The sequence below is a fragment of the Niallia sp. 01092 genome (genome assembly GCF_052318935.1).
Taxonomy (GTDB): Bacteria; Bacillota; Bacilli; order Bacillales; family Cytobacillaceae; genus Niallia.
The window spans coordinates 250,154-266,162 of the sequence record NZ_JBQRKO010000003.1; the positions used below are offsets into that span (position 1 = coordinate 250,154).

General features: G+C 35.1%; 11 protein-coding genes and 3 pseudogenes. 4 read left to right on the plus strand and 10 right to left on the minus strand.

The window, feature by feature from the left end; all coding sequences use genetic code 11:
* The 6 genes and pseudogenes from ACTXGU_RS04980 to ACTXGU_RS05005 form a co-directional block, all read right to left on the minus strand.
* A complete protein-coding gene (locus ACTXGU_RS04980) occupies positions 1 to 663 on the minus strand; it encodes a 4Fe-4S binding protein (protein WP_443480396.1) in 663 nt (220 codons plus the stop codon).
* A complete protein-coding gene (locus ACTXGU_RS04985; protein WP_443480397.1) occupies positions 638 to 997 on the minus strand; it encodes a hypothetical protein in 360 nt (119 codons plus the stop codon). Before ACTXGU_RS04985 ends, ACTXGU_RS04980 begins: the two co-directional genes overlap by 26 nt.
* Before the next feature lie 105 nt (positions 998 to 1,102).
* Positions 1,103 to 1,981: a CoB--CoM heterodisulfide reductase iron-sulfur subunit B family protein gene (locus ACTXGU_RS04990; protein WP_443480398.1), complete on the minus strand. Its 879-nt coding sequence runs from the start codon at positions 1,979 to 1,981 to the stop codon at positions 1,103 to 1,105.
* Complete coding sequence (locus ACTXGU_RS04995; RefSeq protein ID WP_443480399.1) at positions 1,978 to 2,937, minus strand: succinate dehydrogenase/fumarate reductase iron-sulfur subunit; 960 nt, start codon at positions 2,935 to 2,937, stop codon at positions 1,978 to 1,980. The genes ACTXGU_RS04990 and ACTXGU_RS04995 overlap by 4 nt, the downstream gene beginning before the upstream one ends.
* The gene (locus tag ACTXGU_RS05000; RefSeq protein ID WP_443480400.1) at positions 2,937 to 4,646 is read right to left on the minus strand and encodes an FAD-binding protein; all 1,710 of its coding nucleotides are present in this window, start codon (positions 4,644 to 4,646) and stop codon (positions 2,937 to 2,939) included. The genes ACTXGU_RS04995 and ACTXGU_RS05000 overlap by 1 nt, the downstream gene beginning before the upstream one ends.
* 196 nt (positions 4,647 to 4,842) lie before the next feature.
* Positions 4,843 to 5,208 (minus strand): annotated as a pseudogene (locus tag ACTXGU_RS05005) (anion permease); the annotation flags it as partial.
* A 389-nt stretch (positions 5,209 to 5,597) separates the two neighbouring features.
* On the opposite strand from ACTXGU_RS05005, the gene ACTXGU_RS05010 reads away from it, so the two are divergent.
* The 3 genes from ACTXGU_RS05010 to ACTXGU_RS05020 all read left to right on the plus strand — a co-directional run bounded on the left by ACTXGU_RS05010 (position 5,598) and on the right by ACTXGU_RS05020 (position 8,243).
* Entirely contained in the window at positions 5,598 to 6,182 is a 585-nt protein-coding gene (locus tag ACTXGU_RS05010; protein ID WP_443480401.1) for an NAD(P)H-dependent oxidoreductase, read from the plus strand.
* A gap of 376 nt (positions 6,183 to 6,558) precedes the next feature.
* Entirely contained in the window at positions 6,559 to 7,233 is a 675-nt protein-coding gene (locus tag ACTXGU_RS05015; RefSeq protein WP_443480402.1) for a response regulator transcription factor, read from the plus strand.
* The gene (locus ACTXGU_RS05020; RefSeq protein ID WP_443480403.1) at positions 7,230 to 8,243 is read left to right on the plus strand and encodes a sensor histidine kinase; all 1,014 of its coding nucleotides are present in this window, start codon (positions 7,230 to 7,232) and stop codon (positions 8,241 to 8,243) included. Before ACTXGU_RS05015 ends, ACTXGU_RS05020 begins: the two co-directional genes overlap by 4 nt.
* 34 nt (positions 8,244 to 8,277) lie before the next feature.
* Here ACTXGU_RS05020 and ACTXGU_RS05025 read toward each other — a convergent pair whose 3' ends face one another.
* Positions 8,278 to 10,203 (minus strand): ABC transporter permease, encoded by a 1,926-nt coding sequence (locus ACTXGU_RS05025; protein ID WP_443480404.1) that lies wholly within the window; start codon positions 10,201 to 10,203, stop codon positions 8,278 to 8,280.
* Positions 10,190 to 10,964, minus strand: a pseudogene (locus ACTXGU_RS05030) (ABC transporter ATP-binding protein). The gene ACTXGU_RS05025 and the pseudogene ACTXGU_RS05030 overlap by 14 nt, the downstream one beginning before the upstream one ends.
* A gap of 253 nt (positions 10,965 to 11,217) precedes the next feature.
* Here ACTXGU_RS05030 and ACTXGU_RS05035 point away from each other — a divergent pair.
* Positions 11,218 to 12,378 carry a phytase gene (locus ACTXGU_RS05035; protein ID WP_443480405.1) on the plus strand — a complete coding sequence of 387 codons (1,161 nt, stop codon included), beginning with the start codon at positions 11,218 to 11,220 and terminating at the stop codon, positions 12,376 to 12,378.
* 329 nt (positions 12,379 to 12,707) lie between these two features.
* Here ACTXGU_RS05035 and ACTXGU_RS05040 read toward each other — a convergent pair whose 3' ends face one another.
* Positions 12,708 to 13,670 (minus strand): LacI family DNA-binding transcriptional regulator, encoded by a 963-nt coding sequence (locus tag ACTXGU_RS05040; RefSeq protein ID WP_443480406.1) that lies wholly within the window; start codon positions 13,668 to 13,670, stop codon positions 12,708 to 12,710.
* A 146-nt stretch (positions 13,671 to 13,816) separates the two neighbouring features.
* A pseudogene (ptsG, locus tag ACTXGU_RS05045) lies at positions 13,817 to 15,872 on the minus strand (glucose-specific PTS transporter subunit IIBC).
* Positions 15,873 to 16,009: the final 137 nt, after the last annotated feature.

A 16,009-nucleotide genomic window follows, 5' to 3' on the forward strand; every position in this document is an offset into this window, starting at 1 on the left:
TCAGACATATTGAAACATTGGACATCCTTCTACTTTTTCGTTTCCTTTAAAACATGATTGTGATTTACATGTACGGCATATTTCTGGTGTCCCTCTTAACTCCAACATTCCCGAGCGTGAGTAGTTTCCCGCCAATCCTCCTAGAAAGCAAAGCGTTTTGCAAAATGTACGCCGTTCATATAAAACAGATGTGGCGACAACCATTGTCACAAGTACAAGCAGCAAATAACCTGAACCTCTTGGTGATTCCACAATTCCCCACACATGGTCGCTCCATGTAATCATGATAAAGAACACATCAATGAACCAAATGCCGTATTTCTTTAAAAACTTTGGCATTCGCTTTTCACTTCCAGAAAATTTTCGAACAAGGTCACTTAGTTTTCCAAACGGACAAACGGCACACCAAAATCTCCCTGCCACAATAAACAGAACGGGAATTATCGGCCACCACAACACCCATGTCATCGATGTGCCAAAATTAGTTTGTGGACTGACTGTACCTACTACTAATTGAAATACGATGATGGAAAAAATAACAAAAGCTGCCCATTGAAAAATACCAGGATACCATCTACTCTTAATAAACGTATCGACTATCGGAATATTCAATAAATTAATCTGCTGATTAGTTTGGTTATGCTTTTTGTCCAGTATTGACATCTATCTTTCCCCTCTTTCTTATTCTCTTATTCCAAAAGCCTATAACTAAGAATACTAGGTTAATGGCGCCAAATACGCTTAACACGTTGTAATTAGGGGGCGTTTCTTTGAGGTTCTGTTCTGAGTGGTTATGCCCTCCCTCTTCATCAGTACTAGATTCATTGTGTGCAGAATTCCCTGTTTTATTATTCATCATATGACCTTCATGGGAACCATTCATAAACATTTCCATATCTTTTGAAGAATCAGTTTTGTCTACGGTCCCTTCATCAGCCAAAACAATGGAGCCTGGAAGTAGTAATAAAAACATGATTAAAATCAATTTAAATTTCAATTTATTCACCACCTACAATGTAATATTTATTCTTTAGAAAATTCGAATCATGCAATTCGAATAATATCTTCCTCCTTATTAGACCTATGAAGCATACTATTATTTTCATAGCAAAGTTTTCTTCAAAGCTGGCATCGCATCTACTACATGCCTTTGAATTGCCAGTTCTTTTGGAGAGAATCCTAAAGCAAGACCAATTAGCTGTGGCAAGTGAAGAATTGGCATTGTAATATCTTCATTAAATCCTTTTTGTGCATCTGGCTGATATGCATCCAGCTGCATTTGGCATAAAGGGCAAGGGGTAACCATACAATCTGCCCCAGCATGTTTAGATGATAAGCAATTCTTCCCAGTCAGGTTCATTACTTCTTTCTCTGCTGGAAATACGGCATGGAAACCGCAGCACGCCAGCCTTTGACCAAAATGAACACTCTCCGCTCCCAAAGCATCTGCCACCATTTCCATTGATTGTGGATTCATATGATTTTCAAATCCCATTACATTTGGCGGCATCAAAATATGACAACCATAAAAATTAGCAACTTTAAGGTTTGTAAGTGGGCGTTTCACTTTTTTCTTCAAGTTTTCTAACCCATAATCTTGAATCAAAGCCCATAATAGATGAGTGACTTCAACCGTTCCTTTATATTGCATACCAGCCTTCCCAAGCCCTTCATTAACTCTCGTACGCAACTTTTCGTTCTTATCCATTTTAAGCTTCGCTGTACGAAGCATTAATGTACACGTATTACATACAGTCAATAATTTATCTACTTTCAAATCCTCAGCAAGTGACATATTCCTAGCATTAATGCAGGTTGCTAAAAAATCATCCACGTCCTGGATATGGCTTGCCCCGCAGCAGGTCCAGCCATCTAGTTCAATTAACTCCATTCCTAGAGCAGCTGCTACTTTTTTTGTAGAAATCATTAGCTCCTTAGCAGCTGACTCAAGTGTACAGCCTGGAAAGAATGCGTATCTCATTTTTTATCAGCCACCTTTGCAAAATGGTAGATTTCCCTTACTCCCTTGATACCTTCCACTGCTTTCGGTATATGAAACGGATTTATCTTCCCTTTTTTTATCATTCTTAAAGCAAATGGAATCTTTTTCATTGCGGTATTGATAAGACCGTCTGTTTTGATAGGCAGCATCACTTCATTTAAACGTCCTTTATTTTTCACATCATTATAAAAGGCAAATGCATGCTTTGCACCTTGATTTTTTACTTCTCCCATCTTAATTGACTCTTGTCTCAGGTAGGCGATTTGACCAGTCAACGGAATTCCTTTCGGACATTTTGTTACACACTGCATACAATGCAGACATTTCCATAACTCATTTTGATAGACTGGCTGAATATGTTCTTCAGAGCACTTATCTCTTGAGTCAACGGCAAACCGGTATGCTCTGTTTAAAATGAATGGATCTAAATATGTACCATCATTTACGTCAAGTTGTTTGCATTCAGAAGCACAAACGCCGCACAAGATGCAATCGGTAGGAGCTGCTATTTTGTGATAATCATCTTCACTCTGAATAAATCCGGTTTCTTTGCTTCCATCCTCAGAAGGAAGCAGCCACGGCTTCACTTGTTCCATTTTTTCCATCTTCGGCTCCCAATCAATAGCCAAGTCTTTTATCACTTCGAAATTATTTAAAGGTTCAACTGTTAAATAGTTTGTTTGAAACGTCTCAAGCAATTCATCCAGTGAAGTTTTACAAGCAAGAAAGGAATGATTATTGACACTAATTGAACAGCTGCCGCAAATGGCATGGCGGCACGCTGAAGTGAATACAAGGGTAGGGTCAAGCTGTTCCCGAATAGACGTTAAAGCCCAAAGAATCGTTTTTCCCTTTTCATATGGAATCTGGTAATCCTGATACCATTTATTTACCCCATCAAATCTCTTCACTTTAAAATTCAGTGTTGTATACATTAATATTTTCTCTCCTCCGGTTGATATTTTGTAATCTTTACCGGGCTATATTCCAAACGGTATTGATCTCCTTCTTGATATATCAATGTATGTTTAAGAAATTTGATATCGTCACGATTTGGGTAATCAGCCCTTGCATGGGATCCCCTGCTTTCTTTCCTATTTAATGCACCCAATGTAATCGCCTTTGCCAACTTTAAAATATTTCCGATTTCAATATAGTTAATAAATGCCAAATTATATTTTACGGAGGAATCCCCAATCATAGCATTCTTATAATCTACCAATAATTGAGACACTTTTTCATAGGCAAACTTCATTTCACTCTCCTTGCGGAAAATACCTACATTATTCCACATTGTTTCGGCAAGTTCATCTCGGATTTTAAACATGTTTATTCCAGTCTTTTTCAAACGGATTGAACGGAACTTCTCTTTCCATTTTTCTGTTTCATCCATCAATTTTTTCGTCGTAGTAAAGGAACGTTTTTTTGCACTTTCCTTCGCTCCTAGTCCTGCATACTTTCCAAAAAGTACTACGTCAGCCACTGAATTGCCGCCAAGACGATTTGCTCCATGAATGGAAACACTGCAGCACTCACCTGCGGCATGGATTCCTTCAATTGGTGTACTGCAAGTTCGGTAATCACTTACATGAATTCCTCCCATTGTATAATGACAGCTCGGACGAATCGGAACGGGTTCTTTTATAAGGTCCACACCTTCAAAATCCATGGCCAGTTCCCTTACTTGTGGCAGTCGCTCCATTATTTTCTGTTCCCCTAAATGGCGAAGATCCATCAATATATAGGAATCCATTGCTTCCCCAAAACCACGGCCTTCCTTAATTTCTATCTCGATTGCCCTTGAAACGAGGTCGCGGGGACCAAGCTCCATTTTATCTGGGGCATACCTGGCCATAAACCGTTCTCCATTTTTATTCATTAAATATCCACCTTCTCCGCGACATGCTTCTGAAAGAAGAATACCGGTAGATGCAAGACCAGTTGGATGGAATTGAATAAATTCCGGGTCTTTTAAAGGAATGCCGACATTAAAGCAAGCAGCTGTACCATCCCCTGTCATATTGATTGCATTAGTCGTTCGGCTCCAATACACCCTCCCAAAACCTCCTGTTGCAATGACAACAGATTTCGTCTGGATTGCATGTATTTCACCGCTTCGTATATCCATAGCGACAATTCCTTCAAAATTGCCATTATCCACTGCAAGCGACAGAAGATGCCAATCATTATGGAACTTTACTCCATTTTTTAGACATTGTTCATAAAGAGTATGTAAAATAACATGTCCAGTCTTATCAGCCGAATAGCAAGTTCTTGGACTTGATGCACCTCCGAACGGACGCTGGGCTATAAGACCATTCTCATCCCTTGAAAATGGGACCCCGTAATAATCTAATTCGGAAATCACCTTTGGCATATGCGTTGTGAAAAATTCAACTGCGTCCTGATCAGCCAGGAAATCACTTCCTTTTACTGTATCCATGAAATGACTCTCAGGTGAATCATTTGCATCTCTATAGCCCATTGCTGCATTGATGCCGCCCTGGGCAGCCCCAGTATGAGAACGTGTCGGAAAGATCTTTGAAATACAGGCGACACGCAAGCTTTTATCTTCACTGGCTGAAAGGGACGCCATCATTCCAGCCCCTCCAGCTCCTACAACTACAACATCATAACTAAGCATTTTTTCACCTCAATATAGTGATTAAGATTCTACCCTGGATTCTCTCGTACAAATCGTTTCCTTCACTACCAATAAGAGGATCATTAATTTGTATCAAAGTTCAAATAAATATCGAGTATCCAAACTTTTAAAATGGATCTTTATTCTTAAATTAGGATCACCAAAGCCCTAATAGTTTCCACCATGCCCCTCCAAAGTAGAAATAAACTACTGATAAGATAGCTAATGTCCAAATCCCAGACATGCTACTTACTGCACCTTGCATCGTTTCGCTAAACCATGGAATCCTACCTAGTTCATTCAGAAAGTTAGCCATCATGACCAAGACAGCAAACCAGATCAATGTATCCCAGGCACCTTCTTCTTTTTTAATATCTGACCAAGTCAATACCTGTGTTACAAGCAAAGAACCAAGACCAATAAAAGCAGTTGTAGTTGCGTTTATATTTATATTTGATCCGAAAATCCATAGAACCAAAATCAGAAGAAATACGCCAATCATAAAAATTTCATTTTTTTTCAATGGTCCCATATCTTTTAATTTCTGTTCAGCTATTTCAGAATGTTTTTTTTCAAATTTTTCAACAAATTTAAAATCAGATATATCCCAAGAAAAAATAAAGTGAACTTTCATTACTTATATATAGATTATAATTGTGCAGTTATTTTGAATTTTTTTAGTAAATAATTTGTACAGAGTTATATAATGTGTGATAAATTTATCAACCACACTACAAAGTGTTTTAAACTTTGTATAGGAAGAAGCATAAGTAACCCGTGCGTATAATCGACAAGAAAAAGCCAATCTTTCAAGAATGCTACTTTTTTACCTTCTTGAAAGATTGGCTTCCTACGTTTTTGTTAGAACGGAAATCATATTAACACAAAACATTATACATAATTACAAAATAAAGGTTATAATTAGTTCATCTTTTCCAAAGGAGGATATTTATGAAGGTACTAGTTAATGTTTTTCATCCAAACTTAAATGAGTCAAAAGTTAACAAAAAATGGGTAGAACGACTTCAAAGTGAAAATGTTACAATCAATAATCTTTATGAAAAATACCCTAATTGGAAATTTGATCTTGACCGTGAACAAAAATTATTATTGGAACATGACAGAATCGTATTTCAATTCCCATTTTACTGGTACAGTACTCCGCCACTCTTAAAAAAATGGCTAGATGATATTTTAACTTTTGGATGGGCTTATGGTACTGGTGGAGATAAGTTGAAAGGAAAAGAATTTGTTCTAGCCATTTCAGTTGGAGGAGCACAAAAATCATATCAAGCTGGTGGCTATAACAACTATACAATCAGCGAATTAACACGTCCACTTCAACAAACAGCGAACTTAATTGGGATGGAGTTCCTTTCATCATTTGTCTTATACAAAGCTGTTGTTGCTTCTGAACAGGAAATAGAAAAAAGTGCTGAGGATTTAGTGAAACATATCCTTAACCCTGAGTTAAATCCTGCTGCAGCACTTAAACGCATATTAAGCGAAATGGCTGATAAAGACGTAACGCTTTAAATGAAATAATTCGAAATAAAATTTTACTACTCGAAACTCGTACCTTCCCCTGCATTTTTGAGCAAGGTACAAGTTTCATATACATATGGATATTTCACTATCTCTTTTCACCTTATATCAAGAAATCCAAAAGACTGATAATATATAATTTGATAGAAGCTCTTGCATTCTTTTATTTGTAATATAATCAACCTCCCCTACTAAAGAGGAAGTTTTTAGCCAATGAAACACGGTGATGTAAACTTATTATTTAGCAAAAAACCCCTTTGTCACAAACTAATTCTGAACCACATTAATGTGCAAATTTAAAAGTAATTAATTGCTTTTCCCTGTTAAATTCTAATTTCCCTTTGATATACTTAAATAGGTGATGAACATGTACAAGGTTTTAATTGTTGAAGATGATCATAAAATAAGGAATTTAATGGGGCAGTACTTAGCAAAATGGAATTTTCAATCCGTGATTGTTGAAGAATTTGAACATATTGAACAGCAAATGATAAAGGAAAATCCCCATATTATCCTTCTAGATATTAATTTGCCTGGATATGACGGATTCTATTGGTGCAGCAAACTTCGCCAGCTTTCAGACATACCTATCATTTTTATTTCTTCACGCTCGCAAAGTATGGATATTGTGATGGCCATGAACATGGGTGGGGATGACTATATTCAAAAACCATTTTCACTCGAGGTATTGGTGGCAAAAATGAATGCTGTCCTCAGACGAACTAGCTCTATTCAAAACAAGGAAAAAGACTTACTTACGGTGGGTGGGCTTACTCTTAATCTACAAAATTCCTTTGTATTATATCAGGGAAAAGAGGCTTCTCTTACGAAAAATGAATTTCAAATCTTATACCTCCTTATGAAAAAAGCAGGACAAATTATTTCTCGGGATGAGATCATACGGGCATTGTGGGAAGATGAGCAGTTTATTGATGATAATACTCTCACTGTCAATGTAACCCGACTGCGAAAAAAGCTTGAAGAAATTGGAGTAGAAGATGCCATTATGACCAAAAAAAGACAAGGATACCTTTTACGATGAAATGGAGACATTATCTCTTTGATTACCGATTACTATTAATTATTTTTTTCCTTGTCTTGGCTATTACATCCATAATTATATCACTTGATCCCAACTTACATATTCATATAAGCAACCTTCTCTATTTATTGCTTATATTGACCTTACTTTTTGTGCTTTATTTACTGTTTGACTACCGCAAGAAAAAGGTATTCTATAGTGAATTAAAAAAGATTACAAAAGCTGGCTATATTTTGGAAGCCTCACACACTCACAAAAATGAAGAGAAATTAACCATTCAGCTCTTAAAAATTCAAAAGGAGCAATATGAACAAAGAATGGAGAAATTAAAAAATGAACAAAAAGAATGGCATGAATATATGACATCCTGGGTTCATGAAATAAAAACACCTATTTCCGTCAGCAAAATGATTTTCGAAACGGAACAGAGTTCAGAAAGTTTGGAAGAGGAAATGGAGAAAATTGAGCATTTAGTTGACCAGGCTCTTTATTATACTAGAGCGAGTGATTTTAGTAAGGACTATTTTATTCAGGAAATTAATGTTGAACAAATCATAAAGGAAGCGGTAAAGGGCAATAGTAAGTTATTTTTATCAAAAAAAATAACGCTCAAATTGGACCTAACTGCATTGGAGGTCTTAACTGATAAAAAAGGAATCCTTTTTATCTTACACCAGTTTCTTTCAAATTCATTAAAATACACACCTACTGGCGGTGAGATTTTCATTCAAATCCAAGAAAATGAAAGAAGAATCATCATTCGTGATTATGGAATTGGAATTCCTGCAGAGGATTTGCCGGGAGTTTTTCAGAAAGGCTTTACAGGCAAAAATGGAAGGCAAGTTGCCTCCTCGACTGGGATGGGATTATATCTCGCTCAAAAAACAGCGGCGAAATTAGGGCATCAGCTATCCCTTCATTCTAAAGAAGGGAGCTATACCGAAGCCTCCATCTATTTTTCAAAAACAGTTGATCTGCTAAGAAAGGAATACACAACTTTTCCTCTATAAATAAGGACGTGATGCTTCCATCACGCCCTTTCTTTCAATTATTTACAATCGTGTTATATTTCCTCAGCGTAATCAAATAGTAAACTAAATAGGTAGCCATATAAATAACGATGGTGCTAAGAAACGGCTGCAGCATATTCATATGAGAAAACCTTGCCAGTGCCGTGATTAAGAATGAACTATTGGGTATGGCAATCACTAAGGGAAGTAAGAAGATAGGCAATAATTGCTTGGCAATGGTTACTTGAATTTGCTTTCGGCTCATTCCAACCTTTCTTAGTACATGATATCTTCCCTGATCAACCGTTGCTTCTGTTAGCTGTTTGTAATGCAGCATGCTGCCTGTAGCCATTAAAAATACAATCCCTAAAAAAGCACCAATGAAAATAAGCAGCCCATAAGTTTGGACTCCTTTCTGATATTCCAGAAAGAAGGAAGAAAATATAACAGATTGATCATCAAATTCGACATCTTTTAGAACCACATCTTGAATTTCATTTATTAATTTTTCCATTGATTTTTCGTTTTTTAATTTATATATTTGCATTTCTTTTACAACGGCATGCTCTTTGAGCTGCTGATACATGGTATCATTGATAACTATTGGAAAAGCATAATAACTTTGATTTAACACAAGCTTCTTTTCATACTTCTGAATAGTCAGCTTGTTGTGTTCCATAATCGTAATAGTTTTCCCTGTATAGAGGTCCTTATTTTGATTTATATTTCCATCATTAAATACAAGCGCCTTATCCCGCCCAATACTCTCATGATCTTTATTTCCCATTTTTTCAGCCAATCGTTGATATTCCTTTTCCGATAAAAGAATTACCGGAAACAGATCTGACCCCCTGCCTGTTGCAGATAAATCTCCTTCAACCTGTAAATACTCTACTCGATCCGAAAAAACTATTTGATGTTCTCCACTTTCCTTAATTAATTTGGCTACATGTGCATCTTTCTCGTTATTTTGTGATGTATACATGAGACTTAATGGATAATTATCAGCAGCAACTGTCGTTAAGTTATGATGAAAGCTGAAAATAGCACCTAGAGCAAATAGTGTAACCGTACTTAATAAAGCAATAATGGATAAAATGAACATATTTCCTTTCATTCGAAAGCGCAGGTGAGAAACGCTGATTAAATTTGTACCTTTAAAATAAACCCCTTTTACTTTTACCATTCTTTCTAAAAGTAAAGTAAAGACGGAATGCATAAATAGAAAAGTTCCAATTAATATCATCAACAGAGAAAATAGAACAGCAGAGAAACCATATTCCTTAAATATTCCGGAATTATCAGGTTGAAGCAGAATGTAATATCCCATTCCAAGCGCTAATAGTGATCCTAGAGCGGCTGCCTTTGAAACCTTCAGCTGTTTTCCTCCCTGTTTGTCCGCTTTTAGCAGATTCAATAACGTATTACGGTAAATCATCCGATAATTATAGAAGGAAGCAACCCCAATAATTGCAATAAAAACGATTAACGTTTGAATAACTGCTTCAGAAGATATTTCAAAATTTGCTATTATTGAGAATCCCATTAGTTTTATTAACAACATCGCAAATAGTTTAGACAATAGAACACCAATCGCGATTCCAACCCCAAGTGAAACAAATCCTATTATAAGGTTTTCATAGAATAGGAGCCTTGCAACCTGTTTCTTCCGCATCCCGAATAAAGAGTACAAAGCCAGCTCTTTTTTCCGTTTTCTTGTAAAAAAATGATTTGAATACCATATAAAAATAGCTGAAAATAGCATCAACAAAACAGATGCTGCCATAAAGGCAGGCTGTACTTTTCCTAGGGCTGTTGCTGATTGGATAATCTGGTTGTTATACTGGAGCGAAACAAATGTAAAGTAAATAACAATGCTGAACACCATCGGATAAAAATACAGTAAATAATGTTTCGTATTCCTCTTCATATTCTTTTTTGCAATCCTAAATAACGTCATGATGGCCACCTCCTCTAAGGGTAGCGAGGATATCAATAATTTGTTGGAAAAATTGCTTTCGGCTTCGTTCTCCTTTTCTTATTTCAGAAAAAATCGACCTATCCTTAATAAATAAGACGCGGCTGCTAAAGCTTGCTGCATAAGCGTCATGAGTAACCATTAATATCGTAGCTCTTTGCTGCTTATTTAATTCGGCAAGTGTTCTCAGCAGCATAAAGGCAGACTTCGAGTCTAACGCACCTGTTGGTTCATCTGCAAATATTAGGCTTGGATTGGTAATAATCGCTCTTGCTGTTGCTGTTCTTTGCTGCTCTCCTCCCGAAATATTATAAGGATGAATGTAAAATGCCCTCAATTCCAAGTGCCTTAGATACTTTTTTTATCCTATTTTCTATTTCATGATGCGAAACATTTGCTAAGGAAAGCGGGAGGATAATATTTTCCTTAACAGTTAATGTTTCAATTAAATTGTAATCTTGAAAAATGAAACCTAGCTTATCTCTTCTAAAATCCGCTAAATCTTCTTCTTTTAATTTGAGAATGTTTTGCTGATCAATCTTAATGTTACCTGAGGTAGGTACATCAATGGTTGATAACACATTCAATAGTGTAGATTTCCCAGCACCTGATGGACCCATAATTCCAACAAATTCTCCTTTATGCACTTGCAACTCGATTGCATTCAATGCTGTATGAATGTTACCTTTCAATCCAAATACTTTTTTTATGTTTTCAGCTTCTAAAACTATTTGCTTTTCCATTTCATCATCCCTCGTTTTATCTTATATATCTAACTATAAAAGATACATAAGAGCGCAACCATAATTTATCCTTACAATTTATCTTCTATCCTTACAATTTTGTAACCTATTAATAACTTTGGATAAGAAGTTATAGGTCAAAAAAAGCAAAAATACAGAGATTAGATTAGTTTTTACATTAACATTACATTTACTTAATCATTAAATGTTACATTAAACTGGTTCATAAAAATACATATTTTGGAGGAAAAAGATGAATAAGGTAAAATCTATTCTAGCATCTACTCTAACTGTTGGAATTTTATCTGGAACATTATCTGGGGTAGGTCACGCAGAAGCAAACAAAGCAACTATTAAAGCAAAAAATTACGTAGTTACAGCCACTGCCGAAACAAAGCCTGTACAATCGAGCGAGGACGCTGCCGATGATCCTGCTATTTGGGTGCATCCAACTAAAACCGAAAAAAGCAAGCTAATTACGACAAACAAACAATCAGAAATAAATGTTTATAATTTAAAAGGTCAATTATTACATTCTTATCCGTTCGGAGAGTTAAACAATGTTGATTTACGTTACAATTTTAAATTAAATGGGAAAAAAATTGACATTGTTGGTGCAACGAATCGCTCAGATGGAAAAAACAATGTTGAAATTTATGCATTTGATGGGAATACTGGCAAGTTAAAAAGTATTATAGACCCTAAGCATCCAATCCGTTCATCTGTAAGTGAAGTATATGGTTTTGCATTCTACCACAGTCAAAAGACAGGTAAATTTTATGCTATGTTAACAGGAAAAGATGGTGAGTTCGAACAATATGAGCTAGTAGACAATGGGAAAGGAAAAGTAAAAGGAAAAAAAGTACGTTCATTTAAGCTAAATTCTCAAACAGAAGGTTTAGTAGCAGACGATGAATATGGTAATTTGTACATTGGTGAAGAAGATGTCGCTATTTGGAAATTTAGTGCGGAACCAAATGAAGGCAGTAAAGGAACTATTGTGGACAAGGCAGATGGGAAACACTTAAGTGCCGATATCGAAGGATTGACCATGTATTATGCACCAAACGGCAAAGGATACTTAATGGATTCGAGTCAAGGGGATAGTAGATATGCAGTATATAAACGTCAAGGTAATAATGAGTATGTTGGAAATTTCAAAATAGGAAATAGTAAAAAAATTGATGGGACAAGCCACACGGATGGTATCGACGTTTTAGGTTATGGTCTTGGCGAGAAATATCCTTATGGCATTTTTGTTGCACAAGATGATGAAAACATTGAAAGTGGAAAGAAACTTAATCAAAATTTCAAGATTGTTTCTTTAGATAAAATTATCAATCCATTGCATGGGGAACTTAATAAAAAGAAACAAGTAAATCCTCGTCATTTAGTTAACCGCGCTAAGCATTAACATATAAAAAGACATAATCTATTACATCTAAGCGAAACCCTTGATACATAAGGATTTCGCTTTTTTTTTTAGTTAAGTGCTAATGTATAGCCATTCCTTTATTGCAATAAATTTTATAAAATTTTTATTGATTTATAATTATAGTTGGCAATTATGTCAATATTATATTGCCATATTTCTTATTTACCATACAATCTTACTCAACTATCTCTATAAGTTCTTTTAACCACATAACTTTAAATACAATACATTGTTGTCTTCACCTAGAATGTTTTTCGCTCTTCTCACATTTTTTCTTTTGTGAAACTATACTTCCTAAAAAAAGGTTATTATACTGTTTGTCGTTCAATCAAATTCACTGATATTTCCACATGAGAAACTTCTTCACTACTAATTGCTTGTTGAAATAATTTTTCTCCCATTTCCTCTAAGGGAATTTCCATGGTAGTTATGTTCATTAATTTCGCTATAGGTTCATTATCAAAGCCTATAATGGCCAGGTCTTCAGGAATTAAAATATTTTGATTTCGACAACAGGTTACTATACCAGCAGCCACTTGATCGCTTGTGACCAGTAATGCTGAAGGAGGATTGCTCATATTTTTTATCCGTTTTACAACATGTTCACCATCTTCAAAATTTAAACATTGATCAAAGATATAATCTGGATGGAACGGCTCATTATGTTTTCTAATGAAATCTCTAAAGGCTAACTCTCTTTGTTTACTACTAGTTCCTGTGGTCCTGCCTATGCAGTAACCAATTCTTTTATAACCTTTATTATACAAATATTCTAAAGCCATAGTAAAACTTTTATAATGATCAACAAACGTAGATGAAACTTTTTTTCCTTTAGTATTTTCACAGAAAACAATTGGGCCGTATGAAATATTCTGATCTAGAATAAACCAATCAGTTTCTCTTGAACATATAATTAAAGCATCTATTAATTTATGTTTTAGCATATCTAATGCTTCTAATTCTCTATTTTCTTTATAATTTGTTTGAAACAGTAGTAGCTTATAGTTTGTTTTTAATGCTTCATTAGCTATTCCTTTAACTAACATCCCAAAATAAGGATGATTTGAGAATGGGAGAACTACACCAATTAGAAATGTTTTCCCTCTACTTAAGTTGACTGCATTTATATTTCTTTTATAATTACTCATCTGAATGGCACGTAATACAGCATCCCTTTTTTCTTCACTAACATAAGGATGATTATTTAATACACGAGAAACCGTTGTTACAGATACTCCAGCTAACTTTGCTATATCTCTAATATTAGTCATATAATCACCTATTTCAATAAACTCTTATATATTTTGACATCAGTATTTTTATGACCTTTACACACTAGCTTGTCTTCAAATAGTAATAATAGATATGCACTTTTTTAAGCATATGGTGAATTTCCCCTAAAGCTGAATAATTCAATTTATTTTGAAATTTTTATTATATTTTCTTCTTTTAATTCAATTATACCTTTTTTATTAATAGTGATAGATTCACCTTCGAACAAATTCGTAAATACAATAGGAGTTATTATTGAAGTGGCATTTTTCTTTATATAATTTAAATCTGCTTTTAATAAAGGCTGACCTTTTTTAACATGTTCATTTTCTGATATTAGGATTTCAAATCCTTGACCCTTTAAATTAACAGTGTTTATACCAACATGAATAATAAGTTCTCTTCCGAAATCAGATAAAATTCCTATTGCATGTTTTGTAGGGAATATATTTACTATAGTTCCATCTACTGGTGAAACAAGCGTACCTTCAGAAGGAATAATGGCAAAGCCATCTCCCATCATTCTTTCGGAGAATACAGGATCAGGCACTTCTGAAATTGGTATAATTTCTCCAGTTAATGGTGAAATAAATACCTCTTGATCATTAGTTTCCATATTTATACTAGGATTTGTCTCCTCTATAGCTTGTTGTTTATTTTCATTTTGCAAACTATTCTCAGCAGGGCGAGGTCTTTTACCACTGATTATATCCTGCATTTGTCCTTTAATTGTTTCAGATCGTGGACCAAAAATAGCTTGAATGTTATTTCCAACTTCAAGTACCCCTGCAGCACCTAGCTCTTTTAATTCATCTTTATTAACATTTTTAATATCATGAACAGACACGCGAAGCCTAGTAATGCAAGCATCTAAATGAGTAATATTTTTTTGTCCGCCCATAGCTTCAAGAATATTGTAGGCAAGGTCGTTATTGCTTTTGAACCTTTTTGTCCTTCCATTTCTTCTGCTTCTCTTCCTGGTGTCATTAGATTAAACTTTTTAATCATAAAGCGGAATATAAAGTAATAAATAAAAGCAAAAACTATACCTAATAAAATGGCTATCCACCATGGCTCCCTACCCGGTAAAATACCAAAAGAACGAAATCAATAGCTCCACCTGAGAAGGTATAACCAATATTAACATCAAATAATGTCATTAAAACGTAGGATATACCGTCCAATATGGCATGGATTAAGTAAAGTACAGGTGATACAAACATAAATGAGAATTCTAGTGGTTCAGTGATACCTGTTAAAAAGGATGTTAGTGCCGCTGAACCAAGCAAACCCGCTACAAGCTTTTTCTTTTCAGGTCGTGCGGCATGATACATAGCTAATGCTCCTGCTGGTAAACCAAACATCATAATTGGATATTCTCCAGCCATGAAGTGTCCAGCTGTGATGTTTACACCATCTTTTAGCTGAGCAAAGAAAATAGTCATATCTCCGCGAACTAATGAACCAGCCGCTGTTTTGTAAGCCCCAATTTCATACCAAAATGGAGCATGAAAAATATGATGTAAGCCAAATGGAATTAACAGTCTTTTTACAAATCCAAAGAAAAATACTCCGAAATATAATCCTTCATTAACTAACCAAAGAGAAATATAATTCATGCCAGCTTGGATAGGAGGCCAAATAATTAATAATAAAAGTCCCACTACAAAAGAGATCCCTGCTGTAACAATCGGAACAAAACGTTTTCCCGCAAAAAAACCAAGAAATGAGGGCATTTCAATATTGTGGTATCGCTTATAACAAAAAGAAGCAATAAGACCGATAATAATACCTCCAAATACCCCTGTTTGTAAAGTAGGAATTCCTAAAACATTGGCATAACCAGCATTGTCAGCAAGCTTTTCTGCAGTAATTCCTGCCCATGAACTCATTACCTGATTCATAACTAAATAGCCAACAAGGGCTGCAAGGGCTGCTGCTCCGTCACCTGCTAAACCAATAGCAACCCCAATCGCAAAAATAAGCGCTAAGTTACTAAAAAAGATATTCCCTGCATCCTCCATTACATTAGCTATCAGTTGAAACGTATCTGTGCCTAAAAAGGGAAGGTAATTAAGCAGCGTTTCTTGTTGAAAAGCATTTCCAAATCCAAGTAATAAGCCTGCAGCTGGCAATAAAGCCACAGGTAGCATTAATGCTTTACCAATTTGCTGCAATACTCCAAATATTTTTTTAAACATTTTAAAACCTCCAAGAAATAAAATATACACTAGTAAGAGTTTTTCTAAGAAAAAGGCCATGAAGAAAACCATTGATGAAAATTAAAGCTTATCTTTTCTAACCATACTTTTTACATGTATTCTTGTATCGATATAAA

Excerpts from the sequence above, each read along its gene's own strand:
- ACTXGU_RS04995 (WP_443480399.1), bottom strand. The coding sequence starts at position 2,937 with ATGTATACAACACTGAATTTTAAAGTGAAGAGATTTGATGGGGTAAAT.
- ACTXGU_RS04980 (WP_443480396.1), bottom strand. The coding sequence starts at position 663 with ATGTCAATACTGGACAAAAAGCATAACCAAACTAATCAGCAGATTAAT.
- ACTXGU_RS05035 (WP_443480405.1), top strand. The coding sequence starts at position 11,218 with ATGAATAAGGTAAAATCTATTCTAGCATCTACTCTAACTGTTGGAATT.
- ACTXGU_RS04990 (WP_443480398.1), bottom strand. The coding sequence starts at position 1,981 with ATGAGATACGCATTCTTTCCAGGCTGTACACTTGAGTCAGCTGCTAAG.
- ACTXGU_RS05015 (WP_443480402.1), top strand. The coding sequence starts at position 6,559 with ATGTACAAGGTTTTAATTGTTGAAGATGATCATAAAATAAGGAATTTA.
- ACTXGU_RS05020 (WP_443480403.1), top strand. The coding sequence starts at position 7,230 with ATGAAATGGAGACATTATCTCTTTGATTACCGATTACTATTAATTATT.
- ACTXGU_RS05025 (WP_443480404.1), bottom strand. The coding sequence starts at position 10,203 with ATGACGTTATTTAGGATTGCAAAAAAGAATATGAAGAGGAATACGAAA.
- ACTXGU_RS05000 (WP_443480400.1), bottom strand. The coding sequence starts at position 4,646 with ATGCTTAGTTATGATGTTGTAGTTGTAGGAGCTGGAGGGGCTGGAATG.
- ACTXGU_RS05010 (WP_443480401.1), top strand. The coding sequence starts at position 5,598 with ATGAAGGTACTAGTTAATGTTTTTCATCCAAACTTAAATGAGTCAAAA.
- ACTXGU_RS05040 (WP_443480406.1), bottom strand. The coding sequence starts at position 13,670 with ATGACTAATATTAGAGATATAGCAAAGTTAGCTGGAGTATCTGTAACA.